22 protein-coding genes and 6 pseudogenes are annotated in these 25,126 nt (G+C 71.4%); 13 read left to right on the top strand and 15 right to left on the bottom strand.

The annotated features are described in order from the left end of the window. Window positions 1–182 precede the first annotated feature (182 nt). The 3 genes and pseudogenes from LG395_RS32090 to LG395_RS32080 form a co-directional block, all read left to right on the top strand. Window positions 183–568: pseudogene (locus LG395_RS32090) on the top strand (sigma factor-like helix-turn-helix DNA-binding protein); the annotation flags it as partial. 124 nt (window positions 569–692) lie between these two features. Next, complete coding sequence (locus LG395_RS32085; RefSeq protein WP_308071455.1) at window positions 693–1,016, top strand: effector-associated constant component EACC1; 324 nt, start codon at window positions 693–695, stop codon at window positions 1,014–1,016. Then, window positions 1,013–2,317 (top strand): caspase family protein, encoded by a 1,305-nt coding sequence (locus LG395_RS32080; protein WP_225812173.1) that lies wholly within the window; start codon window positions 1,013–1,015, stop codon window positions 2,315–2,317. The genes LG395_RS32085 and LG395_RS32080 overlap by 4 nt, the downstream gene beginning before the upstream one ends. On the opposite strand, the pseudogene LG395_RS32075 reads toward LG395_RS32080, so the two are convergent. From LG395_RS32075 to LG395_RS32050, 6 genes and pseudogenes are all read right to left on the bottom strand, one after another. After that, window positions 2,288–2,667 (bottom strand): annotated as a pseudogene (locus LG395_RS32075) (hypothetical protein); the annotation flags it as partial. The gene LG395_RS32080 and the pseudogene LG395_RS32075 overlap by 30 nt on opposite strands. Window positions 2,668–2,698: 31 nt before the next feature. Further along, complete coding sequence (locus tag LG395_RS32070; RefSeq protein ID WP_225812172.1) at window positions 2,699–3,298, bottom strand: DUF6058 family natural product biosynthesis protein; 600 nt, start codon at window positions 3,296–3,298, stop codon at window positions 2,699–2,701. 436 nt (window positions 3,299–3,734) lie between these two features. After that, window positions 3,735–4,001 (bottom strand): annotated as a pseudogene (locus tag LG395_RS32065) (IS481 family transposase); the annotation flags it as partial. Window positions 4,002–4,599: 598 nt separating this feature from the next. Continuing rightward, entirely contained in the window at window positions 4,600–5,502 is a 903-nt protein-coding gene (locus LG395_RS32060) for a glycerophosphodiester phosphodiesterase (protein ID WP_225812171.1), read from the bottom strand. A 492-nt stretch (window positions 5,503–5,994) separates the two neighbouring features. After that, window positions 5,995–6,570 carry a GNAT family N-acetyltransferase gene (locus tag LG395_RS32055; protein ID WP_225812170.1) on the bottom strand — a complete coding sequence of 192 codons (576 nt, stop codon included), beginning with the start codon at window positions 6,568–6,570 and terminating at the stop codon, window positions 5,995–5,997. 399 nt (window positions 6,571–6,969) lie between these two features. Continuing rightward, on the bottom strand, window positions 6,970–7,680 hold the full coding sequence (locus tag LG395_RS32050) for a DUF4232 domain-containing protein (protein ID WP_225812169.1): 711 nt from the start codon (window positions 7,678–7,680) through the stop codon (window positions 6,970–6,972). Between the two features lie 321 nt (window positions 7,681–8,001). Between LG395_RS32050 and LG395_RS32045 the strand changes: the two genes are divergently transcribed. Next, window positions 8,002–10,311: an ATP-binding protein gene (locus LG395_RS32045; RefSeq protein WP_225812168.1), complete on the top strand. Its 2,310-nt coding sequence runs from the start codon at window positions 8,002–8,004 to the stop codon at window positions 10,309–10,311. A 216-nt stretch (window positions 10,312–10,527) separates the two neighbouring features. Here the strand turns inward: LG395_RS32045 and LG395_RS32040 are convergent, their stop codons facing one another. Both LG395_RS32040 and LG395_RS32035 read right to left on the bottom strand, forming a co-directional pair. Beyond that, window positions 10,528–11,172, bottom strand: a complete 645-nt coding sequence (locus LG395_RS32040; RefSeq protein ID WP_225812167.1) for a dihydrofolate reductase family protein — start codon at window positions 11,170–11,172, stop codon at window positions 10,528–10,530. A 665-nt stretch (window positions 11,173–11,837) separates the two neighbouring features. Continuing rightward, the gene (locus LG395_RS32035; protein WP_225812166.1) at window positions 11,838–14,027 is read right to left on the bottom strand and encodes an MMPL family transporter; all 2,190 of its coding nucleotides are present in this window, start codon (window positions 14,025–14,027) and stop codon (window positions 11,838–11,840) included. Between the two features lie 257 nt (window positions 14,028–14,284). Between LG395_RS32035 and LG395_RS32030 the strand changes: the two genes are divergently transcribed. Beyond that, window positions 14,285–15,547, top strand: a complete 1,263-nt coding sequence (locus LG395_RS32030) for a sensor histidine kinase (RefSeq protein ID WP_225812165.1) — start codon at window positions 14,285–14,287, stop codon at window positions 15,545–15,547. Beyond that, a complete protein-coding gene (locus LG395_RS32025; RefSeq protein WP_372463497.1) occupies window positions 15,544–16,251 on the top strand; it encodes a response regulator in 708 nt (235 codons plus the stop codon). The genes LG395_RS32030 and LG395_RS32025 overlap by 4 nt, the downstream gene beginning before the upstream one ends. 575 nt (window positions 16,252–16,826) lie before the next feature. On the opposite strand, the gene LG395_RS32020 is transcribed toward LG395_RS32025, so the two are convergent. From LG395_RS32020 to LG395_RS32005, 4 genes and pseudogenes are all read right to left on the bottom strand, one after another. Continuing rightward, window positions 16,827–17,030, bottom strand: a complete 204-nt coding sequence (locus LG395_RS32020) for a cold-shock protein (RefSeq protein WP_010040284.1) — start codon at window positions 17,028–17,030, stop codon at window positions 16,827–16,829. A gap of 347 nt (window positions 17,031–17,377) precedes the next feature. Further along, complete coding sequence (locus LG395_RS32015) at window positions 17,378–17,608, bottom strand: hypothetical protein (protein ID WP_225812164.1); 231 nt, start codon at window positions 17,606–17,608, stop codon at window positions 17,378–17,380. Continuing rightward, a pseudogene (locus LG395_RS32010) lies at window positions 17,586–17,810 on the bottom strand (transcriptional regulator); the annotation flags it as partial. The gene LG395_RS32015 and the pseudogene LG395_RS32010, both read right to left, overlap by 23 nt. A gap of 28 nt (window positions 17,811–17,838) precedes the next feature. Further along, window positions 17,839–18,141: a DnaB-like helicase C-terminal domain-containing protein gene (locus LG395_RS32005; protein ID WP_225812163.1), complete on the bottom strand. Its 303-nt coding sequence runs from the start codon at window positions 18,139–18,141 to the stop codon at window positions 17,839–17,841. On the opposite strand from LG395_RS32005, the pseudogene LG395_RS32000 reads away from it, so the two are divergent. Next, window positions 18,133–18,225 (top strand): annotated as a pseudogene (locus tag LG395_RS32000) (IS5/IS1182 family transposase); the annotation flags it as partial. The gene LG395_RS32005 and the pseudogene LG395_RS32000 overlap by 9 nt on opposite strands. A gap of 37 nt (window positions 18,226–18,262) precedes the next feature. On the opposite strand, the gene LG395_RS31995 reads toward LG395_RS32000, so the two are convergent. Then, a complete protein-coding gene (locus LG395_RS31995; protein WP_225812162.1) occupies window positions 18,263–18,745 on the bottom strand; it encodes an SRPBCC family protein in 483 nt (160 codons plus the stop codon). A gap of 89 nt (window positions 18,746–18,834) precedes the next feature. On the opposite strand from LG395_RS31995, the gene LG395_RS31990 reads away from it, so the two are divergent. Continuing rightward, window positions 18,835–19,569: a TetR/AcrR family transcriptional regulator gene (locus LG395_RS31990; protein ID WP_308071454.1), complete on the top strand. Its 735-nt coding sequence runs from the start codon at window positions 18,835–18,837 to the stop codon at window positions 19,567–19,569. 128 nt (window positions 19,570–19,697) lie between these two features. Beyond that, a pseudogene (locus LG395_RS31985) lies at window positions 19,698–20,080 on the top strand (transposase); the annotation flags it as partial. A gap of 238 nt (window positions 20,081–20,318) precedes the next feature. Here LG395_RS31985 and LG395_RS31980 read toward each other — a convergent pair. After that, on the bottom strand, window positions 20,319–20,897 hold the full coding sequence (locus tag LG395_RS31980) for a TetR/AcrR family transcriptional regulator (protein ID WP_225812161.1): 579 nt from the start codon (window positions 20,895–20,897) through the stop codon (window positions 20,319–20,321). Window positions 20,898–20,983: 86 nt separating this feature from the next. Here LG395_RS31980 and LG395_RS31975 point away from each other — a divergent pair, with 86 nt between their 5' ends. The 3 genes from LG395_RS31975 (at window position 20,984) to LG395_RS31965 (ending at window position 23,358) form a co-directional block, all read left to right on the top strand. Further along, window positions 20,984–21,865 (top strand): SDR family oxidoreductase, encoded by an 882-nt coding sequence (locus tag LG395_RS31975; RefSeq protein ID WP_225812160.1) that lies wholly within the window; start codon window positions 20,984–20,986, stop codon window positions 21,863–21,865. Between the two features lie 549 nt (window positions 21,866–22,414). Continuing rightward, complete coding sequence (locus LG395_RS31970) at window positions 22,415–23,023, top strand: DUF6232 family protein (RefSeq protein WP_225812159.1); 609 nt, start codon at window positions 22,415–22,417, stop codon at window positions 23,021–23,023. Continuing rightward, window positions 23,020–23,358, top strand: coding sequence for a hypothetical protein (locus tag LG395_RS31965; protein ID WP_225812158.1), 339 nt, complete (start codon window positions 23,020–23,022; stop codon window positions 23,356–23,358). The genes LG395_RS31970 and LG395_RS31965 overlap by 4 nt, the downstream gene beginning before the upstream one ends. Window positions 23,359–23,534: 176 nt before the next feature. Here LG395_RS31965 and LG395_RS31960 read toward each other — a convergent pair whose 3' ends face one another. Beyond that, window positions 23,535–23,717 (bottom strand): hypothetical protein, encoded by a 183-nt coding sequence (locus LG395_RS31960; RefSeq protein ID WP_225812157.1) that lies wholly within the window; start codon window positions 23,715–23,717, stop codon window positions 23,535–23,537. 96 nt (window positions 23,718–23,813) lie between these two features. Here LG395_RS31960 and LG395_RS31955 point away from each other — a divergent pair, with 96 nt between their 5' ends. Beyond that, window positions 23,814–25,061 carry a tyrosine-type recombinase/integrase gene (locus LG395_RS31955; RefSeq protein WP_225812156.1) on the top strand — a complete coding sequence of 416 codons (1,248 nt, stop codon included), beginning with the start codon at window positions 23,814–23,816 and terminating at the stop codon, window positions 25,059–25,061. Window positions 25,062–25,126 lie beyond the last annotated feature (65 nt).

The following is a 25,126-nucleotide window of genomic DNA, read 5'->3' as shown; positions in this document are numbered from 1 at the left end:
GCCCGCGACGAGTTTTTCTCAGCCAGACCGTACGACGCGCGGCCCGATGTCTTACGGGGGCACGCATCGGCCGCGGCGCGGCTCTCCTGCCCTTCGTAGCCATCCACGAAAGGCATTCACCGTGCATGCGCGTACCCGCCCTGACCCGGTGCTGGACTTCGACGAGTACATGCGTACGCGGCACGGAAGGGTGGCGGGCGGGCCAGAAGCTGCAGGACCTCCCCATCGAGCAGTTTCCAGAAGCGCGTCGGGGACTGCGCCGAGCAGTAGGCCGACCGCGCGCTTCTGCTGGACATCATGTGAGTGCCGGCGCCCCGACAACGCAGCGTCGTGGTGCTGCGGCACTGGGAGCAGATGACCACACAGGGGACGGCCGCCGCCCTCGGCATGGCGCCTGGAACGGTCCAGAGCACTCTTCACCGTGCGCCGGCCCGGCTTCGTCAGGAGTTGCAGCGCCGCGACCCCGACTCCGCTTCGGCGGCGGCCGCCGGCTGTGGATGCCCACCGGCCGGCGGCCGGGCACGCTGACGCGCGGGCCGCACCGCATCCCCGGCGCCAACGGATGTGAGGTCTCCGGGGCGTTGAGTCGCTGTTGTTGGCACCATGGCCTCATGGAGAAATGCGAGGACAGCGAAACGCCGTCCCAACACTGCACTTTGAGGGTGCGGGTATCCGCCGGGCCAGGTGAGGCGGTGGAGACGCATCTGGTGTCGCTGCGGGACTGGTTGGCTGCGGAAGAGGCGTTGCGCGGCCGGGTGGAGCTGCTGACCCGGACGCCGCAGCCGGGGCAAATGGGGGCCGCGCTGGACGTACTGGCGGTGGCGCTGGGCTCCGGCGGAGCGGGAGCTGTGCTGGCCCGTTCTCTGTCGACCTGGCTGGTGCAGCGCCGTGCGGACGTCACCGTGCACGTGAGCCGCGGCGACGGGCGGAAGGTCACCGTGGAGGTCCGCCGGACAAGCGATCCGCAGGCGGTGATCGGGGCGGTCGGGGAGCTGCTGGAGGGCGGGGAGGAGTGAGGCGGAGCGCGCCGCGCTTCCCCGACGGTGCCGCTTCCCGGGTGGTCCTCATCGGGTGCAGCGACTTCGACGACATCGATCTGCCCGCGATTCCCGCCGTCAAGGCCAACCTCGCGGACCTGCGCTCCACGCTCACGGATCAGACACACGGAACCCTGCCGCCGGAACACTGCCGGGTGCTGGCCGATCCGGCCGATCACCGCAGCGTCGGCATGGCACTAGCCCAAGCCGCACGCGAGGCGGAGGACCTGCTGCTCGTCTACTACACCGGACACGGACTGCTGGACGAGGACGGGCTGCTCCACCTCGCCCTGTCCTCCACGGACCCCGATCACGTCGGCTTCACCGGTGTCCCGGCCGATCTGGTCAAGCGCTACCTCGGCCGGGCCCGGGCACGTCTGCGGGTCCTGGTGCTGGACTGCTGCTTCTCCGGCCGCGCGGTGGCCGCCATGACCGAATCAGGCAGCCTGCTGTCGGCTCAACTCGACATGAGCGGCACCTACACCCTCACCTCCACCACGGCCACCGCCCCCTCCCACGCACCGCCCGGGCAACGGCACACCGCCTTCACCGCAGCCCTGTTGGATGCACTGAACCAGCCACAGCCGCTCACCCTGGACGACATCCACCAGCACATCGACACTGTGCTGCACGGGATGGGGCTGCCGCGGCCTCAGCGACGCTCCGTCAACGCCGCCGGGTACGTCGCCCTCGTCCGTGGCCCGGTCCAGCCGCACGCAGCACCGCCGACCGGCAACCAGGAAGAGATCCGTTTCCGTCAGCCGCCGCCCGCCCCGCCGACCAGGCGCGACACCATCAAGGCCGGCCTGCTGCTGACCGCCGGCATTGCGGTCATGACGCTGTTTGGTGAATGGCGCGTGACCTTGATCTGGGGCGGCGTTGCAGCCCTCCTTCTCGGTCCGGTCATCGTTGTGAATCTCCACCGAAGAAATGTCCACCACGACCTTGTCGTGGACGGGGACGGGTTGAGCACCCAGCACGGGACGCGTTCGGCTCACGTGCCGTGGAAGGACGTCGAGTGCGTGGGCGTCCTGCGCAGGCCGGGGACCGTACTGGGCCCCAACGTCCTCATCGTGCGGCTGAAGGCCGACGCGCCGTACCCGCCAGGGTTCCACAAGAAGCTCAACCAACGTCTCCCGGACCGGCACTACGTCATCGCGGGAATGCTGGGTACCTACGGCGCCGACCCCGTGCGCCTGCGCTCGGCGATCGAACACTTCGCCGGCGGCATCTACCGCACCGGCCAGCAGTTACTGGAGATGGACCCACGGCTGCGCTAAGACGTCGTTTCGGTTGGAGAGTCGGCGGTAGCCGATGAGGGCTGCGGCTGTGCCGACGCAGGCCAGGAAGTGCTCGGCCTTGCGCTCGTAGCGGCGGTGCAGGCGTCGGCATCCGGCCGGCCAGGAGAGCGTTCTCTCGACGACCCAGCGGTGTCGTCCGAGTCGCGTGGAGGACTCGATGCCCTTGCGGGCGATGCGGTGGAGGATGCGACGCTCACGAAGCGACTCCCGCAGGTGGTCGTGATGGATTTTCGATCCCGGCTTGCCGCGGTCGGTCGGATTCGGTCCGGTCAGTGGCCCCCCTTTGCTGCCCGGACGCTGACGGAGTCGATCGCGCACAGCGACCAGTCCGATCCGTAGAACGCCACCTACGGCTCTGGGTCACGGGCGCGGGAAGCGGGCGCGCATGGCGTCGATGCAGGTGTCCCGGGACGTGGGTCCGCCGAACCGAAGGCGGTCATAGGCCGTGAACGCCGGCTCAAGGGTGTCGAGTTCGTCGACCAGAGCGTGCAGCCGCTCAGACCATTGCGCTGAACCGGCATCCGGCTCGTTCACTGCGGCACCGATCGCGGTCGTCAGGTAATCCTTACGCTGAATGGTGGCCGGGGTCACCGAGTGCAGACACACGTACTGTCCGCTGAGATACGCGTTCCACTCCGCCTTCCCGGTGATCGGCTCGGCCCAGTGAGCGGTGAACCACGCCTCGAGGAGGTCTACGCCGCCGGCCTCGTGGGCGAGAGCGAACAGGTCGGCCGGCACCATCTCAGCACCGTCGGAGCGCAGATATCCCGGAAGCGGCAGACGCTGCCTCAGCATCAGCCGGCGGACCGCATCGGCTTCGCGGCCGTGGACTGCGCACAGTTCCTCCAGGGCAACGAACTGCGCGCTGACATATTCGTCATCCGCGTCGGTCATCGGATGGTCGCCGTTGACCTCCTGGAACCGCTCGACGAGCTGCTGCTTCAGGGTCGTTTCCGGCATAGGGGGCCTCCGGCGTCATCAGCGCGGGCATCTCCCGCACAGGCCTCCGCACGCTACAGGCCGGACGGTTCGGCACCCACCGAACTATCGGTGGAACGGTCACACGCGTAGATGCCCGAGGTCGGCGGATCCGGCCGGGGGTGGAAAACCCGGTCGTTGTCCCGGCTCAGTGGCCTGTGTACGACGCGGACCGGAAGGCCGCGACCGGAAGGTGCGGTGCGGGCAAGGCGCCGCGGCGGACCCTTCGCCACGCAGTCGCGTAGGTGCTGCCAGCGTCCGCGCCGCGGGTCCGGCACATCCCCGGACGGTGGGAGTGGGTGCTGCGGCTCAGCTCATCGAGCATCCTCGTTGAGCGGTGACCCGTCCCCTTCTCCCCGGCTCGTGTGTCCCGGCGGCCTAGGTGTGCTGTTCGGAGAGGTTGGTGACGCGGCTGGCTGGTGTAGGCGAGGCGGGTGTGGTCGTCCAGTGCGGTGTGGAGGTAGGCGTAACCGGTGCCGTCGCGGCGGTCCTTGTTCGGGCTGCCGGCCGCCCGGCCGAGGACTTTGTGGCCGCCGCCGGGGATGCGGCCGAGTTTCTTGACGTCGATGTGGACCAGTTCGCCGGGCCGGGAGCGTTCGTAGCGGCGCATGGGCTCGCCGGTGGCCCGGTCGCAGGCGGCCAGGGCGTGCAGGCCGTGCCGGACCGGGATGCGGTGGGCGGTAGAGGCGGCGGCACGGAGACGACGACGGTGCGGGGAGTGCTCATGAGGCTGCCGCTCGGCGAGGATGAGGTGAGCGCGGTCCTCGCCCACCTCGACCAGGTCCGCGAGGACGTCGCCGCGTGGGAGGAGCGGACCCGGCTGACCGGTTTCGACGCCTGATCCTCGCCGTGCTTCAACGGCGGTGGCGAGCTTGGTGGACGTCGGACGGCGGTCCCCGTCGACCCGTAAGGGGCCGGGAACCCCCTGCCGTTGACCAGGGCGGGCGCCGCCAGGTGTGTTTCGCGGCGACAGGCCGAAGGTCTGTACACACGTGAAACGGGGGACGGGCACCCGGTCCTCACCGGCCCCCCGGCGGCCGGTACTGGAGCGGTGAGGCGCGCTTGGGAACCGGCGGCCCGAGATCGCGGGGGCCCGAGCATCCGGCTGTATCCCGGATGCCGCTCGCCTTCCCCGGCCGTCAACCGGTGCTTCGTGTCCCGGCCCTCTTTCCGGCAGCGGGCCGAACAGCTGACGCCGGCTCCAGCCCCCTTGGCTATCGAGCGCCCGGACGCGGGCGGCGGAACGGGCCCTGAAGACCGCCGTGGGCGTGACGGTCAGGGTCTCAGTTCGCGGCGCCGTCGGTGAAGCCCGCGTCGACAAGACCCTGCTGCACAAGATCGGGGCGGTTGCTGATGAACCCGTCGGCGCCACCGCGGGCGAACTCCACCGCGCTCTTGGGGTCGTCCACCGTCCAGATGAAGACCTTCAGCGGCTGCCCGTGCGGGCCCGTCAGGGCATGGGCCGCCTTGAAGTAGGCAGGAGTCACCTTCAGGTACTTCATGTTGATCTGGTCGGCCACCTTCGCGTATCCCGCCAGGTCCTTCACCCTCGGTTCACGCGACAGCAGGGCAGTGCGCGCCTCGGGAGCGCGAGCGCGCACGGTTCGCAGGGTGCCGGTGTCGAAGGCCTGGATGACCAGCCGGTCGGTCGCCCGGTCGCCCTCGAGCCAGCCCAGCCGGCCGAGTTCCTGCACCGTGTCCTCGGCGAGCCGCGGATAGATCTCCGGCCACTTGATCTCGAGGACCAGCTTCTGGCCGTTGCTGTCCAGGCGGCGCATGTACTGCTGAAGGGTCGGTATCCTCTCCCCCGCCCACCGCTTGCCCTTCCAGCCGCCGGCGTCCAGCGTGGATATCTCCGCCCAGGTGAAGTCCCCTACCTTCCACGGCGCACGCTGCGGGAACTTCTCCTCGACATCGGTGGTGCGGGCCAGGGTCTTGTCGTGAATGACCACCAGCGTGCCGTCCTTGGTGCGCTGGACGTCGTTCTCCAGCCAGTCGATTCCCTGTGCCCGCGCCGTGTCCATCGCGGCCAGGGTGTTCTCCGGGGCCGCGTGGGTGCCGGCCCTGTGGGCCACACTCACCACACCCTCGCGGCTCGTCGCGTCGGTCTCCGTGGACGTCACCAGCAGCACCGCGACCAGGCTCAGGCCCAGTCCTGCCACGCACAGCAGAACGCGCGCGAACATCCACTCTCCTCATGGGTCGACGGCACGGACTTCCACGGCGTAGTCGGGACGGCGCCGATCGTGCCAGGAAGAGGAGAGACTACCTACGCCCGCCCAGGCGCCGACGGGTGGCCGAGACGATCGCTCTCGCCCACACCGGCAGCGCCGTCCTGCTTGTTGCGGATCATCACCTTGTGGATCCAGTCGGCGTAGGCGGGCGCGCTGCTGTAAAGCCCGGGGCCCTCGCTGCACCGTACGTGCACGACCAACTGAGGAGGAGTGTTTTCGTCGTATGTGCCGGGAACACCAGCGCCGGTGGCCCGCCTTAGCGGGAAGCGCCAGGCACTTGGCCGGGAGCGCCAGGAACCGACGGCAACCGCGGCCGTGGCCGGCCGGTTTCGTCTGAGGCACCGGGTGGACCGAGGAAGATGCCGGCGATGTGGAGCCGGTCAGTCAGATGACCGCGGTCTTCTTGTGGGGGTGACGACGACGGACCACGGGAGGCGCACCGACTTACGATCTCCCCTGGGTCGGCGTGCCCGTCGGGTGCCACTCGCGGCGGAGGAGGCCGAAGACCCAGGAGTCGGAGACGTCGCCGTTGACGACGCAGTCCTCCCGGAGGGTGCCTTCGCGGACGAAGCCGAGCTTCTCCAGGACTCGGGCGGAGGCCACGTTGCGGGTGTCGGTCTCGGCCTGTACGCGGTTCAGGTCCAGGGTGTCGAACGCCCACCGCAGGACGGCGTGCGCGGTCTCGGTGGCGTAGCCGTGGCCCCACGCGGCGGCCTCGAAGACGTAGCCCAGGGACGCGCTGCGGAAGTCCGGGTTCCAGTTGGTCAGGCCGCACCAGCCGATGAACGCGCCGTCGGCGACGCGGTCGACGGCCATCCGCGCTCCCGTGCCTTCCTCCTCGATCGTCCGGCAGGTCGCGATGAAGCGCTGGGCTCGGGCCGGTTCGGTCCACGGCGGGGAGTCCCAGTAACGCAGCACGTGGGTGCTGCTGTGCAGCGCGTAGAGCGGCGCCGTGTCAGCGTCGGTGAACGGCCGCAGTCGCAGGCGGGCAGTGTGCAGCTCGGGGGTGGGCAATGCCATGCGGAGCATCCTGCCGCGTCACGCGCGCCCCTGACCATCCGTTTGTCCGGACGGTCGGGGCGCGAGTGCGTCCGCGGTGACGCCGGACGCGCCGCATGGGCGGTGAGTCCGCGCCACCTTGCCGGCGCGGCGGGCAGACGGCGGCCGTACTGGCGTACCCCCGGGACGCCGACGAGCCTCGTCTCGCCGGTCCCCAGCCCTCGCGCGGAGCCGGACACCGCGCAAGCGGCATTGGCAAGGGGAGCCTCGTGAACGGGGATCGAGCCGGCCCGTGGAGAAGCCGAGCGCTGGTTCGCAGCCGGAGGCCGAGGCCCGGACGGTCGCACCGGCGTGGGTCCGGTGCCGGTGCGACCGTGTCCGCCGAGAGGGGCGCGGGGACGCCGTTCGGTGTGGCGGGGCTCAGAAGTCGTCGGCGCCGTTGCGGAGTTCGGGGGTCCAGTAGCCGGTGAGGGCCTTCGCCGGGTCGACGGCGACGCCGTCGCTGCCGGGCGCGGTGACGGCGATGACCGTGGAGTCGCCCTCCAGCATGACGGAGAACGCGGACACCGGTTCGTTCGCCTCGTCGACCCCGCCGTCCGACAGCTTCACCAGGGCGTAGGCCGGGGCACCGGCCGCCAGCACCACGGGGGTGGCCGGTTTGCTCTTGGCCACGGCCGGGACGTCCTGCTTGTGGCTCTCCAGGAACTGGATGTGCGGGAAGCCCGTCAGCCGGCAGGAGCGCCGGGAGGTGTTCTTCGCGGTCAGGACGATGTGGGTGTAGGGCGGCCCGTCCTGCCTGGCGGCGGTGACGCGTACGTCCCCCGCGGTGCACACCGGTGACGCAGCGGTCACCTGTCGGCCGGACGCGCCGGTCGAACCCGTGGAGGCATCGGCGGAACCGGCCGACGCATCCGGTCCCTTCGACCCCGCCGAGCCGGCCGATCCCGCCGAGCCGGCCGACTCCTTCGCGTCGGAGGTGCCGGCGGCGTCCGGGGACGTCGCCACCGTGGCCGCAGGGGCCGTCGCGGACGAGGACGGGGTGTCCGCGTCGCTCTGGCAGGCGGTGAGGGACAGCGTCAGGGCCGTGCCCGCGACGGCGAGCAGCAGGGAGGAGTGGCGGAAGGTGGTCATGGAGGGATCCCCCGTGTGGTGCGGGGCCGCGGCTCGGTGCCGTCGGCCGGTATCGGTCTGCTTGCTTGGCTTCTCGGGCGGTCGGTCGCCCGTGCCCGGCGGCCGGCCGCAGGGCGGGTCGGTACATGCGGCGGATGGTCGGTGCCGCTGGCGCGTCCCGCGTCTGACTTCATCGGTGCCGCCGGCGCGTCCCGCGTCTGACTTCAGTTGATCATTTCCGGTCACCCTCGCCCAGGCGGTTCTCCCGGCAGAAGTAACGTCGTCCATACTTCTGCCGGGGGGCTCGCATCCGGACGGGCCGGATGATCGGGGACTTCGACGGTGCGGGACGGCACGCCTTGCGCGGAGGAATTCGGGCAGCAGTTGCGGGATCTTCGGCTCCGCTCGGGGATGAGCCAGGAGGCGCTGTCGCATGCGGCCGGGGTAAGTGTCAGAGCGCTGGCCGACATGGAACGCGGGCGTACCCGGGGCCCCCAGCGCCGTACCGTGCAGGCGCTGGCTCAGGCGCTGGGTGTGGACGAGGCCGGGGCGGCGCGCCTGGAGCAGTCCGCCGCCGCCGGCCGTCCGCGTCCCCGCGCGGCCACCGGTCCGACGGGCTCCGGCACCCTGGCCCTGCCACGCGACATACAGGACTTCACCGCGCGCGGTGACGCCCTGGCCCGGCTGGCGGAGCTGGTACCCGACGCAGGCGCCGGCCTTCCGGCGGTCACCGTGGTCGCCGGGCAACCGGGCCTGGGCAAGACCGCGTTCGCGGTGCACGCCGCGCACCGCCTGGCCCCGCACTTCCCGGACGGGCAGTTCGCCCTGGACCTGCACGGCATGGATGCCGAGCCGACCAGCCCGCGGGACGCGCTGGCCCGGCTGCTCGGCGCGATCGGGGTCGCCGACGCGGCGATCCCCTCGGGCACCGACGACCGGGCCGGCCTGTGGCGGTCCCTGGCCGGCGAGCGGCGCCTGCTCCTGCTGCTGGACAACGCGGCCTGCGAGTTCCAGGTCGAGCCGCTGCTGCCGGGTACCGGTGCGTCCTTGACGATCATCACCAGCCGTCAGGCGCTGGCGGGTCTGGAGTCCGTCCACCGTACCGACCTGGCCCTGCTGCGGCGCGAGGAGACGGTGGAACTGCTGAGCCGCATCATCGGCCCGGACCGGGTCGGCGCCGAAGCACAGGCCGCACGTGACCTCGCCGGCCTGTGCGGGCACCTGCCGTTGGCCGTGCGGATCGCCGGCCAACGGCTGCTGAGCCGGCCGCACGAACGCCTCGGCAAGCTCGTCGCCCGGCTCGCCACCGAGGCCCGCAGGCTGGACGGCCTCCAGGCCGGAAGCCTGGGGGTGCGCGCGGCCTTCGCGCTGTCCTACCGCCAACTGCCGCCCCGCTCGCAGACCCTGCTACGTCGCGCCGCGCTGGCCGCCGGAGCTGACTTCAGTCCCGAGACAGGCGCCCTCCTGGCCGGCCTGACCTGCGACGAGGCGGCCGTGTGCGCGGACGAACTCACTGACGCGGGGCTTCTCCAGAGCGATCCCGCCGGGGAGCGGTACCGCTTCCACGATCTGCTCAGGCTCTACGCCGCCGAGCGGATCGACGCCGAGGACGGCCCCGACGTCCGGGATGCCGCCCTGGACCGGACCGCGCACTGGATGCTGCGCCGGGCCACCGCCGCCGCGCTGCACTTCGACGTCGACCACGAGCAGACCGCGTCGCAAGGCGACCCGGACCCCGCCACAGCGCCCGTCGGCCGGGAAAGGGCACGGGCCTGGCTGGAGGCCGAGCGGGCCGAGTGGCTCGCGGCGCTGCGCCGGGCCCACGGCACCGGCCGGCACCGGCAAGTCCTGGACACGGCGCAGGCGATGCACTGGTTCTCCGATCTCAACCAGCACTGGGAGCAGTGGGTGGAGGTCTTCCGGCAGTCCGCCGACTCCGCCCGAGCCCTGGGCAGCAGGCAGGAGGAGGCCGTCCACCTCAACTACCTCGCCTGGGCCTACAACCTCTGTGTGCACGACCCGCGTGCCGCGCTGACAGCGGCCGACAGTGCGCTGGCGGCAGCCCGCGAGTGCGGGGACGGGCTCCAGCAGGGCTGGGCACTCGGTTACGGCGCGGGCGCCCTGCACCGGCTGGGCCGCACGGAGGAAGCCCAGGAGCGCTTGCGGGACAGTGCCCGCTGCCTCGCCTCGGAGGAATCCCCGCACGGCCGGCTGGCCGAGCTGACGATCCTGAACAGCCTCGGCACCCTGCTGCGCCAGGCCGGCCGGGCGGCCGAGGCCCTGGAGATCCACCGCCGCAGCGAGCGGATCTGCCGGGCGGGGATACCGGGCCGCACGGTCGAGGTGGTCGAGCTGTATCACGCGGTCGCCCGGCAGCAGATCGGCAACGACCTGGCGGCCCTGGAACGCTGGCACGAGGCCGAAGCGCCGCTGCGGCAGGCCCTCGCCGCCTTCGACGCCGCGCAGATGCCGGCCTGGTCGGAGCAGGCCCGGCTCGATCTGGGGCGGGTACTCGGCGCCACAGGGCATCCCGAGGCCCGCGCGACGCTCCTCGCCGCCCGCGACGCCCTGGCCGCGCTGCGCGACCCGCGGCAGGTCGAGGCCGCCGAGGCACTGGCCGCACTCGACGTGAACGGCGCCTGCACCGCCTGACCCCGCGGCGGTTGCGGGCCACCCGTCATGCCGGCCCCGACGACCCGGTTGCCCCGCTCTGCGGGTCGGCGGTGAGCCGGCGCAACGCCAACGCCCGCCGCCTCGGCGTACTCGCTGCCCAGCGCGGGGAACGGGCCCGCATCCGCAGCGAGATGGGAATCCGACGGGACGGGCGCCCCCTCGCCACCGCGGCCCGAACTCCAGTGGGCCCTCGCGTCACCTCCGCCAGAACAGGTGGTGCGTCACGCCGCTCGGGCTGGGCACGACCTCCAGGTGGAACCGGTCGAGCAGTTCATCGGGGGACTCCCAGAGTCGTAGTCCGGACCCGAGCGTTACCGGCGACACCACTACATGCATGGTGTCGACGAGGCCGGCGTCGAGGAACTGCCGGATGGTGGTGACCCCGCCGCCGAGCCGGACGTCCTTGCCCTGCGCCGCTTCCAGTGCCCGTTCGAGGACCGTGGCCGGGTCGCCGTCGACGAAGTGGAACGTGGTATCGGAGAGGGTGAAGGACGGACGCGTGTGGTGGGTCATGACGAACACCGGAGTGCGGAACGGGGGTTCCTCCCCCCACCAGCCGCGCCACTCATGATCGTGCCAGGGCCCGCGCTGGGGCCCGAACTTGTTGCGGCCCATGATCTCGGCACCGATGTTGCGTGCGAAGTCCCGGGTGAAGTAGTCGTCCAGGCCCCGGCTGCCCCCGGGATCCGTGCGCATGGGCCAGCTCGCCGTGGCGCCGGCCCAGGCCAACAGTCTCTCGGGATGATCGTGGCCGAACGGCCGCTCAAGACTCTGGTGCTCACCGGCACCGATCCCGTCACTCGAGATGCTGAAGTTCATCACTCTCAGCAGCTGATCCACGTCTGTCCTCTCGGTCCTGTCGCGTCATCGTGGGGCGAGGCGCCGCACACCATGACGTCGAACGGGACGTGGCCGGATCGACAGCGGCCCCCAACCTTCTTCCGAGGCGCGTCAGGTAGCGGTCCCGTCGGCGAGCACTGGCCCCGGCAGCGCGGGGCAGCGTGACGAGCGTCCACGACCCGGCTCGTAGACGAGTCCGACCGCGTAGGGACCGAGGCTTCCTCTGCCCCCTTCCGCCGAGCCGTACCTGGTGTGGTGCAGGGCGTCCAGCCGGGCCAGGCCGTGGGGCGGGCCCTGCGCACGGACCGCTTCCCACCGCGCCTGCTGCTGCCGGTGGTAAGACCAGCCGCCGCCGGCCCACACCGCGAGCGCGCCGACAACGGCCAGGATCCACCAGGGCGACGGCGAGTCCCCGACCGTACCCGGCCGTCTCCCGGAGCCCGGTGCGGGCTCGAGGAGACGGCCGCCACCGCCGGGACCAGGCCGGACGGGCGAGCGGTCCAGGCGTGCGGCCTGCGGCGACCGCGCTACCGCGGCCTGCTGAGGGCACGCTTCCAGCACCATCGCCATGCGCCGCGGGAAGTGCCACCAGACCGAATAGGCCGACAGCGTCTCGGGCGGCGGACGTCCGGGGGCAGGCGGAGCGCCGGCCGTAAGTGAGGCGGTCAGGGGATGCGGACGCGAGTCGGGGGCGGGGTGGGGGCGGTGGGGCGCTGGTGACTGGTGGGGCGCAAGGGCCACCAGAGGGCGCGGCCCAGGAGGGTGGCCAGGGCCGGGACCACGGCGAGCGAGAGGACGACGGCGGAGAGGAGGATGCCGAGCGTCAGCGCGAAGGCGATCTGTGCGCTGCCGGGGGTGGTGGCGAGGGTGGCGAAGGAGCCGGCCAGGACCAGGCCGGCGGTGGCGACGGCGGGTGTGGTGTGGCGGACGGCGCGGGCCACGGCGGCGCGGGCCGTGCCTGGGTGGTGCATCTCCTCGCGGATCCGGTCGGTGATGAGGATGTTGTAGTCGGTGCCCAGCGCGACGACGAACAGGAACAGCACCAGCGGAAGGGTGAAGCTGACGCCGGGCTCGTCCAGCACGTGCTGGAACAGCAGGGTGGAGGCGCCGAGGGTGGCGGCGAAACCGAGCCCGACGGAGAGCATCAGGACCGCCGGGGCGAGAAGGCTGCGCAGGAGCAGCAGCAGAATCAGGGCGATCAGGGCGGCGGCGACCGGGAAGACGATCGTCAGGTCGCGGTCCACGGCTACGGAGATGTCGGCGAAGATCGCCGCCGTGCCGCCGACATGGGCGCTCGTCCCGGCGGGCGTGTGGGCGGCGACGGCGGCGCGGACGGGACCGGAGGCAAGGTCGCGGGCCCGTGCGCTCTGCGGGTCGGCGGTGAGGAAGAGGTCGATCCGGGCGGCGTGGTGGTTCTTGTTCAGGACGGTGCCGCCGACCTGGCCTACGCCTTCGGTCTCGGCGAGGGCGCGGGAGAGGCCGTCGAGCCGGGCGGGGTCGAGGGTCCCGCCGTCCGTGGTGGTGACGTAGACGGTGGTCGGGTCGGACACGCCGGCCGGCAGGGCGCGTGCGATCTCCTTGGCGGTGGCCGCGGCCGCCGTCCCGGAGTCGCCGCCCTGGCCGTAGTCCATCCGTATCCCGGTCATCCCGGCGGCGAGGGCGCCGAGCAGCGCGACGGAGCCGAGCAGCAGGACCGTCGGACGACGGGCGACGAAGGCGCCGTAGCGGGCGGCCGCGCCCGCCCGCGGCTCCCGGTGCAGACTGCGGGAGGGCCAGAACATCTTGCGGCCGCAGGCGGCGAGCAGGGCCGGCATCAGGGTGAGGCTGCCCAGCAGCATGATCAGGACGGCGACGGCGATCGCCGGGCCGAGCGAGCGGAACTGCCCGAAGCTCGCCACGCCCAGGGTGGCGAAAGCGGCCACGATGGTCAGCGCGGCCGAGGTGATCGCGGTGCCGACCCGTCCGGACACCTCGGCGGCCGCCTCGCGGGCGGGCCGGCCGGGCCGGGCGCGCAGGTGCTCGCGGAACCGGAAGAGCAGGAACAGCAGGTAGTCGACGCCGATGCCGAGCAGCACCACGGAGATCAGGCTCGGGGTGGAGACGTCCAGCCGCAGGCCGGTGAGCGTCGCGGCGCCGGCCACGGCTCCGGCGGCCACGGCGCCGATCAAGGTGACGGCGAGCAGCGGCAGCACGGCCGCGAGCACGCTGCGGAACACCAGCACGTTGAGCAGGACGATCAGCACGGCGACCAGACTGCTGCCGATCAGCGCGGCGACCCGGTTGTCGTCCGCGCTGTCGGCGGCCTCGGCCAGTCCGCCGGTGAACCCGGTGCGCATCCCGACGGCGGCGAACTTCGCGCGCGCGGAGTCCCGGAAGGTCCGGTAGACCTCCTGGACGCCCTCGTCCACGGCGCTGCCGGCCAGTTCGACGGAGAGCAGCTCGAAGCTCCGGTCGGGCGCCGTCATCGCCGGGGCGATCCGGGGGGTCTGCGAGCGGTCGGGCTTGAGGAACGCCGGCTCGTTCTCCTCCCTCGGCATGGTGACCCGGCGCTTGCCGAGCTCCGCCGCCTCGACCTCGATCCGCCGCCGGTCGCCGTCGGTGAGCGCCTTGCCGTCGCTCCGGGCGACCAGCACCGTGACCGTGGTGGCGTCGGGCTTCACCCCGAACTCCTCCTCGGCGATCCGCAGGGCGGCGGCCGAGTCGTAGCTCTTCGGCAGGAAATCACCGGTCTGGGACTGGGTGACCCGGCCGAGCAGCATCGGGCTCAGCGCGCCCAGCGCCAGTCCCAGCACCGCCCAGAGGGCGATGACCTTCCAGGCGTGTCTGGTGGAGAATCCGGTCAGTGCGCGGATCACGGTGCCCTCCGGCTGATGGACGCGAACGTCGGCCTTGTCGCCGGGGGTTCCCGGCAGGCTTACAGACCATCAGGCGAAGAGGGTGCCGGGCGTCCGGACAGCGGACGATCCGGACCGGGGCCCCCGGTCCCCCGGCGGGCCGGAACCGGGACCGTGCTCCTAGTCCGCCCGCCCTACCTCGGCCGGAGGGACCATCCGGCGCCGGGCGGGCCGGTGCCAGAATGAGGCATCAACGCTGGTCGGCCGAGAGGACGAGGATGGACGGGCGTCAACACCCCGGCGCGGCCGTGGACGAGGCTCCGCAGAACCGCACCGATGGCCTGCCGTGGACCCAGGCGGACGCGCTGGTGGCCGTCGGAACCGGCTCGCTGGACCTGCTCGCCCACCTGGTCGTCAGCGAGGTGGAGGGCACCCGTGGCGTCGGCGTGCCGGGCCTCGTCCTGCTCGTGCTGTCGGGCCTGCCGCTGCTCGCCCGGCGCCGCCGCCCGGTGCAGGCGCTCGCCGCCGTCTTGGTGCTCCAGTCCGCGATCGACCTGTCGACCCCGATGGGCACCCACTTCGGGGTCGTCCTGATGGTGGCGGTGTACTCGGTCGCCCGGAACCGCGCCTGGCCGGTCACCGCAGGCGCCGCCGCGGCTACGGCGCTGGTGACGATGCTGAGCCAGAGTGACTTCCCGGTGCCTTCCGCGGAGGCGGGCATCGCGGCCGTCGCCTCCACCGCGCTCGTGGCCGGCAGCGGTCTCACGGCCGCCCGCTGGCAGCGCCAGGTGGACGCCAACCGCAGGCTGCTGGCCGACCGCGCGGTGGCCGAGGAGCGCCGCCGCATCGCCCGGGAGTTGCACGACATCGTGGCCCACCACATCACCACCATGCAGCTGATGGCCGGTGGCGCCCGTGCCAACCTCGCCCGTCCGGAGGTGGTGCGGGAGGCCCTGGTCACCCTGGAGTCGTCCGGGCGGCTGGCCCTGCGCGAGATGCGCCAGCTGCTGGACGTCCTGCGGGCTGGTGACGAACCGGACGCCGCCCCGGCCTCGCCACAGCCCGGGGCCGACGACCTCGGCCGGTTGGTGGACGAGTCCCGCCAGGCCGGACTGCCGACCGCGTTCAGCGTGCACGGGCCGCGACGGCCGCTGCCGCCGACCGTCGGCCTGACGGTGTTCCGGATCGTCCAGGAGGGCCTGACCAACGCGCGCAAGTACGCGGGGCCGGCCAGCGCGTCCGTCGTGCTGACCTACCGCGCGGACGGGATCACCGTCGAGGTGCGCGACGACGGCCGGGGCGTGCCGGCCCAGGACGCGAGGCACGAACCGGTGCGCAGCGGGTACGGCCTGATCGGCATGCGCGAGCGGGTCGCCCTGCACGGCGGCACCCTGGAGGCGGGGCCGCGGCCGGAGGGCGGCTTCGCCGTGGTGGCCGAGCTGCCGCTGGCCGCTGAGGAGACGGCCGAGGCGGCCGTCCAGAGCGGGGAGCCCACCGAGCGCGTCGGCGGCGGGCTGCGCGGGGAGGCGATGTACCGGTGACGGCCGTGACGCCCGGGATCCGGGTCCTCATCGCGGACGACCAGCCGCTGGTCCGGCGCGGTCTGTCGCTGATCCTCTCGCCGGACCCCGCCTTCGAGGTGGTGGGCGAGGCGGAGGACGGCGCGCAGGCCGTCGCGCTCGCCCAGCGGCTGAGCCCCCACGTCGTGGTGATGGACATCCGGATGCCCGTCCTGGACGGGGTCGGCGCGACCGAGGAGCTGGCCCGCACGCTGCCCGGATGCCGGGTCCTGGCGCTGAGCACCTTCGACATGGACGAGTACGTGGTGGCCGCGCTGCGCGCCGGCGCGTACGGGTTCCTGCCCAAGGACGTCTCACCGGAGGACCTCGCCGCGGCGATCCGCACCGTCCACACCGGGGAGGCGGTGGTCGCCCCGCGCCTGCTGACCCGGCTGATCTCCGCCTACGTCCGGGCGCCGCTCGGCACCCCGCCACCGCCCGTCGTCGTGGCGGGGGAGCTCACGCCCCGGGAGGTGGAGGTGTGGCGGCTGATAGCCACCGGCCTGGACAACACCGCGATCGCCCGGACCATGGACATCAGCCACTCCACGGTGAAGAACCACATCACCAACCTCTTCGGCAAGCTCGACGTGCGCGACCGCGCCCAGGCGGTCATCGCGGCGTACGAGTCCGGCCTGGTCACCGCCCGGTCGGGGGGCGGCGACCAGGCCGGACGGCGGGCTTAGGCGAGAAGGGGCAGGGCGGCGCGGCGCAGGGGTCAGGGCTCGGCGTGCGCGCCCCGTCCTTCTGCTCGTCAAAGACCCCACGCCTCGCTTGACGAAAGACAGAGAGGCGTCCCCGGTGCGGACGCCACGTCTGGGCGTGAGAGACGTGGCGGCTGAAGGCCCGCCGGTAGGCGGTCGGCTGGTGTCGAGTGCGTGCCGGAAGCGCAGCCCCAGGTCGGCGGCCGAGCCCAGGCCGGAGTCACGAGCCGCCGGGCCGATCGAGTGGTCCGTGGACTCCAGTAGTTCACGTGCCGGCCCAGCCGTGCCCCCACCAGCCGTCGCAGGGGTCGAACGCATACGCGGAGCCAACTTCGCGAGAACGTGGGCCGGCCTGCGTGGTGGAGGGGGCTTGTGCGGCGGGCAACCAACTGCTCACGGTTGTGTGCGTCGGACAACCCGACTGTCAAACAACGGGTGTCCGTTTCGCCCGTCCCAGGCCGGCGCCCCGCCGCCCCGTAGTCAGATGAACCGGCGTGCGACGGTAAGGGCCCGGCGTCCCGAAGCCGGGATGCCGGGCCCCCCTTACCGGGGCGCGATCACGCGGGACGGATGTTCTCGGCCTGCGGGCCCTTCTGGCCCTGCGTGACGTCGAACTCGACCTTCTGGCCCTCCTGCAGCTCGCGGTAGCCCTGGGCGGCGATGTTGGAGTAGTGGGCGAAGACATCGGGGCCGCCGCCCTCCTGCTCGATGAAGCCGAAGCCCTTCTCGCTGTTGAACCACTTCACTGTGCCCTTTGCCATGACTGTCTCCTTCGAGGGAAACCGGGCACGCACGCTGCGCGACCGGGAGGTGATCGCCCTGGTCCGGAGAGATGCTGAACAGCGAGAACGCCCGTGAGGCGATCACGGGCGAACGGAACTTCGGAACCACGACTGCTGATCACAACGCTATAACGGCATGACGGAAGCCGCTAGCGACAACGCGCCATCATCCGGCCCGGAACGAAGGGCTGGATCGCCCGTGAGGCTCGGCCGATGGTGATCAAGCAGCTTCGCGCCCTTCCGCACGAGGCTGCGGCGAGGCATGGCCTCTCCCCGCCGCCGACTGTTCTCCACCCACCGCCGCCGGCCGCTCACCAGCCCCGTCATCATCGACGCCCGAGCCGCGGCCCGGCAGGACGGTCCGCGGTTCCGGCGGCGGCCACGCGAGCATCGAGGTCGGGCACACCCAGACCGACGGTGCCGGAGCCGCCGGGGTCGACGAGGCACATCGCCTCGCCGTGGGCGGCCGGCAGGTCCGCGAGGGAGTCGGTGGTGCGGGCGACGGCCCTGTCGCCGCGCTCCAGGGCCGCACCGCGGGGACGGAGCCCGTCGCCCATCGAGCCGAGCCCTCAGGGTGCGGTCGGTGACCGTCAGGCCCGCCTCGCGGGCGGCGGCGCGGGCCCGGTCGGTGCGGATGAGGTAGCGCAGGTGGGCCGGCAAGCCGCGCCGGACCGTGACGGGCGTGGCGATGAAACCGGCGAGCGCGTCGAGCTGCCGGGCGGCGGCCTCACGGCCTTGATGCCGCGGGCATTCACGCAGGCCGTCGGCCCGAACCGGTTCTTGTCGATCACGAGGTCGACCCCGCCGGCCCGCGGCGACTCCGGCTCTCCGCGTCCGGCCGCTCGACCTTGATCACGACGGAGGCGTCGATCCTGATCGCCCGGGACTCGCGCTTCCGGCTGTCGTCGTTGAGCTGCGACAGGACGATGACGTGGCAGTCGAGCTGCACGGAGAGGTTCTTCAGGCCGCGGGAGACCGACGCTCCGGCCTGTTCCTGGGTGATGGTGCGGGACTGCTCGACCTCGACCAGCTGGAGGTAGTCCACGACGAGGAGGTCGAGGCCGCCGGCGCGGGCGCAGGCCCGTGCCATCGACGCTACGAACGCAAAGCCGAACACTTCCTCGCTTTCGCCGGCGCCGCTAGCGCCCTCATCTGCTACCGCCGCAGCACCGACCAGGAGGTCGGATGCTGTGGGCGGGGTGCCGTAGGTGTCACAGCGCCTTGGGGCGCAGGGTGCTGTCGGGGCGCAGGGTGCCGGTTTCGTCGAGGTCGTCGAGGACGACGGGCAGGCCCTGGGTGAGCATCTTGGTGCGGACGGTGCCGAGGATCTTGGCCATGAAGTAGCCGCCGATGCCGGTGAAGCCGGTGTGGTCGTACGTGAAGCGGGTGCCGCCAGCGTGCGGTTCGAGGCGGTAGGCGACCTCGGTGGTCTCACCGCCGCCCTCGTCCTGCCAGGAGTAGCGCAGCACGGTGGGTTCGCGCACCTCCAGGACCGTGCACAGGACGACGCCGCTCCAGCCCGGCTTGGGCTTGGCGACGTACCGGAAGTCGGCGCCCTCGACGGGGGTGAAGCCCTCCATGCGGGCGCCCGCGCCGGTGGCCGTCCACAGGGGCACGAGCTCGGGGTCGGTGACCGCGCGCCAGACCGTCTGTAGCGGGTGGGGGTAGTCGCGGACGATGCGGATGGCACTCATGGGGTCCTCCAGGGCTAACGACTAAAATTACCGTAGCAGTAATTTTGCAGTCGCAGTAAAAATTCCCCAGGATGGCTATGCTCTCGACCATGACCATGAAGACGGTGGACTGGACGGCCCTGCGCCCCCAGGAGGAGCCGCCCGCCGCCGAGGGCCTGCGCGAACGCAAGAAGCGCCTGCTGCGCCGTCGGCTCTCGGACACCGCCACCGAGATGTTCATCGAGCGCGGCTTCGACGCCGTGCGGGTGGCCGAGGTCGCCGAGGCGTGCGGCGTCTCGGAGAAGACGGTGTTCAACTACTATCCGACCAAGGAATCACTGGTCCTGGACCTGGGCGAATCCACTCTCGCCTCCCTGGAGAAAGTGCTCGCCGACCCGCGCCTGCCCGCCGTCGAAGCGGCACAGTTGATCCTGGCCGAGCAGCTCTCGGCGCTGACCGCATGGATCTTCGGCCAGCCCGACCTCACCCAGGCCAAGGACACGCTCAGGCGCTTCGCCGGCCTCATCCGCTCCACCCCCTCCCTGAGGGCCCACCACCGCGACACCACGGACCGCCAGGCCGCCGCCGTCGCCGCGATCCTGGCCGCACGAGCCGGCCTGCATCCTGGCGACCCCGAACCCCAGATCGCCGCAGCAGCCCTGCTCGCCCTGTGGCCCATCCAGTTCCAGTCACTCCACAAACACCTGGAACCGGCCCGCACCGCAGCAGACCTCCACGCCGCCGTCACCGCCGACGTCCACCGCGCAGCACGCCTCATCAACACCGGACTGCACGACCTCGACCGCCCACCTCTCGAACAACCCGGCGAAACGCCGACCCTCTGACCGGCACCCACCCGCACGGACAGAGCCATCCGGGCAGCGATCGCACTGGATGTCCATGCAGCGACAGCGCGCCAATGGAGACGAGTTCGTAGTCGAACAACACGAGACCCCCGGGCCGTGATGGCCCGGGCGAACTTGCAGGTCCGAGCCCCGTGGACCGGGGCAAGCCCGATCCCGGATGCACGTCCTGTCGGATGCGAACGGACTGCCTCTACGCGTCGGACTCCCCGCAGCCAACACCTACGACAGCCTCGCCCTGAAGCCGATGCTGTCCCATGTCCACATGGGACACGAATCCCATGCGAACGATTCCAGGCCCGGGCGTCTTCACGCCGACAAGACGTACGACACCCTTCACCTGCGGCGATGGTTATGGGGCAAGCACATCGGCCTCCGCATCGCACGCAAGGGCATCGAGTCCAGCGAACGGCTGGGCCGCCCCCGCTGGGTCATCGAGCGCACGATGTCGTGGCTGACCGACTACCGACCTCTCAACCACCGCCACGAGCGCGCACATGCCGAACGCCACCGCGGTGCATGGCGGGCTGGTCGCAGGGGAGGTGGGCTGGCTCGCCTGCGAGCGGCTGCAGGACTGGCTGCAGCGGCCCGTGGCCGCTGGACTGGCAGCGGCACTGCCGCGTCCTCGCGGACCTGGTCGACGCCGATGGCAGCCTGCCTGAGATCCAGCTCGGGCTGCTGTGATGGGGATGCCCGAAATTGGCTCCGTGAACGGCGGGTGACGTTGCCGGTCAGCCCAGCGAGGCGCTCGCTGCACGCAGTTCGTCGAGGGCCGCCAGGGTGTACCCGGCGAGCTCGTCCTTGCCGTCACGGTCGCCCTCGGACCATTGGGCGTATCCCCGTTTGAAGGCGAGGAGGCCCAGCTCGCCCGCCAGAGCCGCGGTTGGATCGGGTACGCCGCGGGCGACCAGAGCGGTCGTCATCGCGGCCGCGAGGCTGACGCTCTTGAGGGCGTCACGCTCTTGAAGTTCGGCGCTGGCGGCGACGGCCGCCTTCAGACGAGGCGCGAGTTCGCGGCTCACGGGGCCCATCGCGCTCGATGCGCGCTCCAGACCGGCAGCGACCGCCTCGAGCGGGCTGGCGCCAGCGGGCGCGTCGGCGATCCCCTCGGCCAGCAGTCGGCTCAGCGTCTCCTGTCCGGCGACCAGCAATTCGCGCTTGTCGGGGAAGTGCCGGAAGAAGGTGCTCTTGGTGACTCCTGCGCGCTCGGCGATCTGCGCGACCGTCGTGGCGTCGTAGCCCTGCTCGGTGAACAGGTCGACGGCAGCCACGACGAGGCGTTCGCGTGCGCCTGGTTCCCATCTGCCCATGGTCACCATCCTAAGTGATGGGACTCTTGTCCCATCACTGCGGTAGAGTGATGGGACAAGAGTCCCATCACTCCTGGGGGTTTCCCATGCGCGTTTTCGTCACCGGCGGCACCGGCCTGATCGGTTCCGCTGTCGTCGCGGAACTGCTCGACAACGGCCACACCGTCCTCGCACTCGCTCGCTCCGAGGCAGCCGCGCAGGCCGTAGAGGCGGCCGGCGCCGAGCCCCTGCGGGGAGCCCTCGCCGACCTGAACACCCTTCGCGCCGGCGCCGCCCGGGCCGACGGGGTGATCCACCTCGCGTTCGACCACGCCTTCAGCAGCCCCGACACCCTCGCGAAGTCGGTCGCGGAGGAAGGTGCCGCCCTCGCGGCCCTCGGCGAGGAACTCGTCGGCAGCGACCGTCCCTTCGTCACTGTCTCGGGTACGCCCGCCGTGCCGGGCCGCGCATCCCTCGAAAGCGACCCGCTGCCCACCGACGGGCCGGTCGGCGGTCGCGGCCGTGCGGTCACGTCGGTCCTGGGCCTGTCCTCGCGCGGGGTCCGCAGCAGCGCCGTACGCCTGCCGCGCACGGTGCACAACCAGGGCTCCGGCGGATTCGCCGGCCTGTTGGCCGGCATCGCACGCCGGACCGGAGTGTCCGGTTACCCGGGCGACGGCGCACAGCGCTGGCCGGCCGTGCACGCGCTCGACGCGGCAGTCCTCTTCCGGCTCGCCCTGGAACAGGCGGAAGCGGGTACCTCCTGGCACGCCGTGGCCGACGAGGGGGACAAGGTTCGCGATATCGCCACGGTCATCGGCCGACGGCTGGGCCTGCCGGTCGAGTCGGTACCGGCGGAGACCTTCGGCCCCCTCGGCCAGATCTTCGCAAGCGACCAGCCCTCTTCCAGCGCGTACACCCGGCAGGCGCTCAGCTGGGAGCCCAAACACCCCAGCCTTCTGGAGGACCTGGAGAACATCCAGCCCTGACCGGCGACCGGGACGTTCGGGCAAGTCCCCTGCCGAAGCGGTCCCTGCTCCCGCCCCTGATCCGTGAATCTCAGGGCTGGGTGGGGATGCGGGTCCGGAGGAGTTCGAATGAAGCCCGGCCATACATCGCCCTCTTCAGGCGGTCAGTCTGAATGTGGCCTGGTCAGGGTTGGGGCAGAGGCGTTCGTGTTCGCGGGCGGTGTGATAGGTGAAGTAGGCGTCGGCAGACGGCCGCGGACTTTGAAGACGGCTTCAGCGCCGCCGACGGGACGACATCGATACGCCGACGTGAAAGCCCTCGTAACCGGCTGCCTGGTCCGGACAGAGGGCCGCACGGACGCGGACCTGGCGGCGCTGGGGCGGGTCACCGAGATCGTGTACGAGTACTGCGCGCGGGCTGAGTCCCCGGCACGCCGTGTACCGGCACGGGGCCGAGGACCGGCGCGACGGCGCTCCGAATGGCAGCTTCCTGTCTTCCATGGAGGCATCCGGAGGTGCTTAATGGTGCACCCGGTACGCACAGTGAGCTGCCATGGACACGGGGGGCGCATGAACGGCACGGGGAACGTCGGCGCATCACCGCCCGACCCTCCGAGAACGCCCGCACCGCCGCGACCGCAGGAACCGCCGGTACTACTCACGACACCCGCACGCTCCGAGGACAAGCGAACCCTGGTTCTCAAGGTCAGCCGCCGCATGCTGTGGGTGGGGACAGCGGCACTCCCGCTGCACAACATCACCAGTGTCGACGCCTTCAAGGCGAGGACTGACTGGGGCAAAGCGTGCATGCGTTTCCTCACGGGGCTGTTCGGTGCTCTTCTTCTCTTCGCATGGCTGAACCGCGCGGGGGACGGCGGGGATCACCTCGGGGCCCTGCTCATCGTCGTCGTGATCGCCGCGGCCGGGTTCGCCTTCAAGGACGTGTTCAGGCCGAGGCCGGTGCTGACCATCGAGACGGCCAGCGGTTCCAGGGTGACCCTGACCCTGCCGAGCATGGACGAGTTGCAACAGATCGCCGAACGGATAGCACAGGCCATCGACAACCCGGAAGCCGAGTTCAAGACGCTCGTGCAGCAGCTCAACAGCAACAACACGAACAACTACGGCCCCGTCGTCCATATGAACGGCGGCCGCGGAAACACGGGGTTCAGACTATGAGCGATGCGTCGAACTACTACGGGCCGGTGGTCAACATGAACGGCGGCCGCGAGAACGTCGGCATCAACTACGGCACCGTCGGCGGTGCCCAGGACGTCGAGGTCCGTGCCGCCGTGGACGAACTCAGGTGCCTCCTGGGCGAGTTGCGTCCACACCTCACCCGGGAACAGGATCGCACCGTCGAGGAGGCCCTGCCCGAACTCACCCCGGACCGCGAAGCGTTGCGCAGTCGGGGTCTCGTCCTGGCCTCCGTCGCCCAGATCGCGTCGGCCGTCGGCGCGGTGGGCCAGCCCGTCGCCGAGGCCGTGGGACGACTGCTCGCTCTGCTGGGCTGAGCAGCCGTCCCACGGCGCGACGCCATCCCGGCCGATGAGCAGCAGCCGCGGGCTTTCCTGGCCGGCTGCGCCATCCCGCCCGAGCGGCACGCGCCGTGGCCGAGTGCCTCCACCAAGATCACCCGGCGCTCCCCGGCGGCTGCGGCCGGCGAACTGCCCGGTGAGTGGAACCGGCTTCACGGCCAGGCCGCGCTGCGGTGGCTGCAGCGTACGTCCTCCCAGTTGCTGACTGATCCGTCGACGGCGCAGCCCAGGCACACCCGGGCCTCCTGCGCCGCGACTCCTACACCGCCCGCGCCCGCCGGCTCCTGGCCCGGCACGGCGACGACACGGCCGTGGTCATCGTCGACCAGGACCATGTTGACCGGACTAAGGATGGACAGCTCCGTGTGTCGCGCTTTGCGCTGATCAGTGGTCCGGTACGAGACATGCAGCTAGTTCGAGGGAGGAGCCGCATGTCTTTATCCGACGAGGTCCCCAGGGATCTTCAGTCGATCCGTCTGGCTCGCTGGGGGCGGGTCGTGCCTGCCGAGGGCGTGATCCCGTACATGGTCGTGGACCCGGAAGGGAGCGCGGTCGAGCCGATCCGGCGGTTCCTGCGCGACATCGTGGCCCGCGGCCACTCGGCGGGCAGCGTCCGCAGCTACGCCTTTGACCTGCATCGCTGGTGGCGGTTCCTGCACGCTATCGACGTGTCGTGGGACAGGGCCACGTCCGCGGAAGTGCGGGACTTCGTGCTCTGGATGGGGCAGGCGAAGAAGCAGCAACGGGCACCGCGGACGAAGTCGGCCGCCACCGCTGGGCAGGTCAACCCGATCACACGTAAGCCGTATCCCGGTGACGGCTATGGCGCCCGGACGATTCGGCACAGCAACGCGGTGCTGCGCTGCTTCTACGAGTTCGTCATCGAGGCCGGGGACGGGCCGCTGGTCAATCCGGTGCGCCGGGACCGGGGCCGACGTGGCCGGGCGAACGTCCATCACAACCCGCTGGAGCCGTTCCGGCCGGAGGGTCGGCTGCGGTACAACCCCAAAGTGTCCAGGCAACGGCCGCGGGCCATGCCGGATGAACGCTGGGTCGACTTGTTCTCGGCGATGCAGTCCAGTCGGGACCGGGCGATCCTGGCGCTCGCCATGACCATTGCAGCCCGGGCCAGCGAACTGCTGGGCATCCGAGCCGTGGACGTCGACTGGGGCGACCAGTTGGTGCAGGTCCGCCGCAAGGGCACGGGTGCCCGGCGGTGGCTGCCAGCCAGTGCGGAGTCGTTCGTCTGGCTGCGTCTCTACCTGGACGAACTCAAGGACCTCGGCCCTAACGATCTGGTCTGGTGGACCCTGCGGCGCCGGACGAAGCCGGGTGAGGGCCTGACGCGACGCCCGCTGAACTACGACGCCTGGCGGGCGGTACTGCGGCGGGCCAACGATGCGCTCGGCACGAACTGGACCATGCACGACTTGCGGCACACCAGTGCCCTGCGCATGGTCCGGTCGCAGAAGCTATCTCTCAGGGACGTGCAGGTCATTCTCGGGCATGCCCACCTGACGACCACGCAGGTCTACCTCGTTGAGGACGACGACGAGGTCCTGCGACGGGTCCATCGCTACCTGGCCGACCGCAAGGAGGCCGCCGCGGGCCCGGAACCGGTGGCCGTCGGCTATGACGCGGACGATCTGGCCGTCCTGCTGGGAGGCGTTGCGCCGTGAACTCCGATGTCACCACTGTCGTTGCTGTCCCGCCACCGCGGGCGTTGTCGGAGGAAAACCCCTTC

The sequence above is a fragment of the Streptomyces spinosus genome (assembly GCF_020400655.1).
Taxonomy (GTDB): domain Bacteria; phylum Actinomycetota; class Actinomycetes; order Streptomycetales; family Streptomycetaceae; genus Streptomyces; species Streptomyces argyrophylli.
This window is presented reverse-complemented; position numbering and strand designations above follow the sequence as displayed.

Bases quoted from the DNA above. Each gene is read 5' to 3' on its own strand.
- LG395_RS32070 (WP_225812172.1), bottom strand. From the start codon at position 3,298: ATGCCGGAAACGACCCTGAAGCAGCAGCTCGTCGAGCGGTTCCAGGAG.
- LG395_RS32060 (WP_225812171.1), bottom strand. From the start codon at position 5,502: ATGTTCGCGCGCGTTCTGCTGTGCGTGGCAGGACTGGGCCTGAGCCTG.
- LG395_RS32055 (WP_225812170.1), bottom strand. From the start codon at position 6,570: ATGGCATTGCCCACCCCCGAGCTGCACACTGCCCGCCTGCGACTGCGG.
- LG395_RS32050 (WP_225812169.1), bottom strand. From the start codon at position 7,680: ATGACCACCTTCCGCCACTCCTCCCTGCTGCTCGCCGTCGCGGGCACG.
- LG395_RS32030 (WP_225812165.1), top strand. From the start codon at position 14,285: ATGGACGGGCGTCAACACCCCGGCGCGGCCGTGGACGAGGCTCCGCAG.
- LG395_RS32020 (WP_010040284.1), bottom strand. From the start codon at position 17,030: ATGGCAAAGGGCACAGTGAAGTGGTTCAACAGCGAGAAGGGCTTCGGC.
- LG395_RS32015 (WP_225812164.1), bottom strand. From the start codon at position 17,608: ATGGGCGACGGGCTCCGTCCCCGCGGTGCGGCCCTGGAGCGCGGCGAC.
- LG395_RS32005 (WP_225812163.1), bottom strand. From the start codon at position 18,141: ATGGCACGGGCCTGCGCCCGCGCCGGCGGCCTCGACCTCCTCGTCGTG.
- LG395_RS31995 (WP_225812162.1), bottom strand. From the start codon at position 18,745: ATGAGTGCCATCCGCATCGTCCGCGACTACCCCCACCCGCTACAGACG.
- LG395_RS31990 (WP_308071454.1), top strand. From the start codon at position 18,835: ATGACCATGAAGACGGTGGACTGGACGGCCCTGCGCCCCCAGGAGGAG.
- LG395_RS31980 (WP_225812161.1), bottom strand. From the start codon at position 20,897: ATGGGCAGATGGGAACCAGGCGCACGCGAACGCCTCGTCGTGGCTGCC.
- LG395_RS31975 (WP_225812160.1), top strand. From the start codon at position 20,984: ATGCGCGTTTTCGTCACCGGCGGCACCGGCCTGATCGGTTCCGCTGTC.
- LG395_RS31970 (WP_225812159.1), top strand. From the start codon at position 22,415: ATGAACGGCACGGGGAACGTCGGCGCATCACCGCCCGACCCTCCGAGA.
- LG395_RS31965 (WP_225812158.1), top strand. From the start codon at position 23,020: ATGAGCGATGCGTCGAACTACTACGGGCCGGTGGTCAACATGAACGGC.
- LG395_RS31960 (WP_225812157.1), bottom strand. From the start codon at position 23,717: ATGGTCCTGGTCGACGATGACCACGGCCGTGTCGTCGCCGTGCCGGGC.
- LG395_RS31955 (WP_225812156.1), top strand. From the start codon at position 23,814: ATGTCTTTATCCGACGAGGTCCCCAGGGATCTTCAGTCGATCCGTCTG.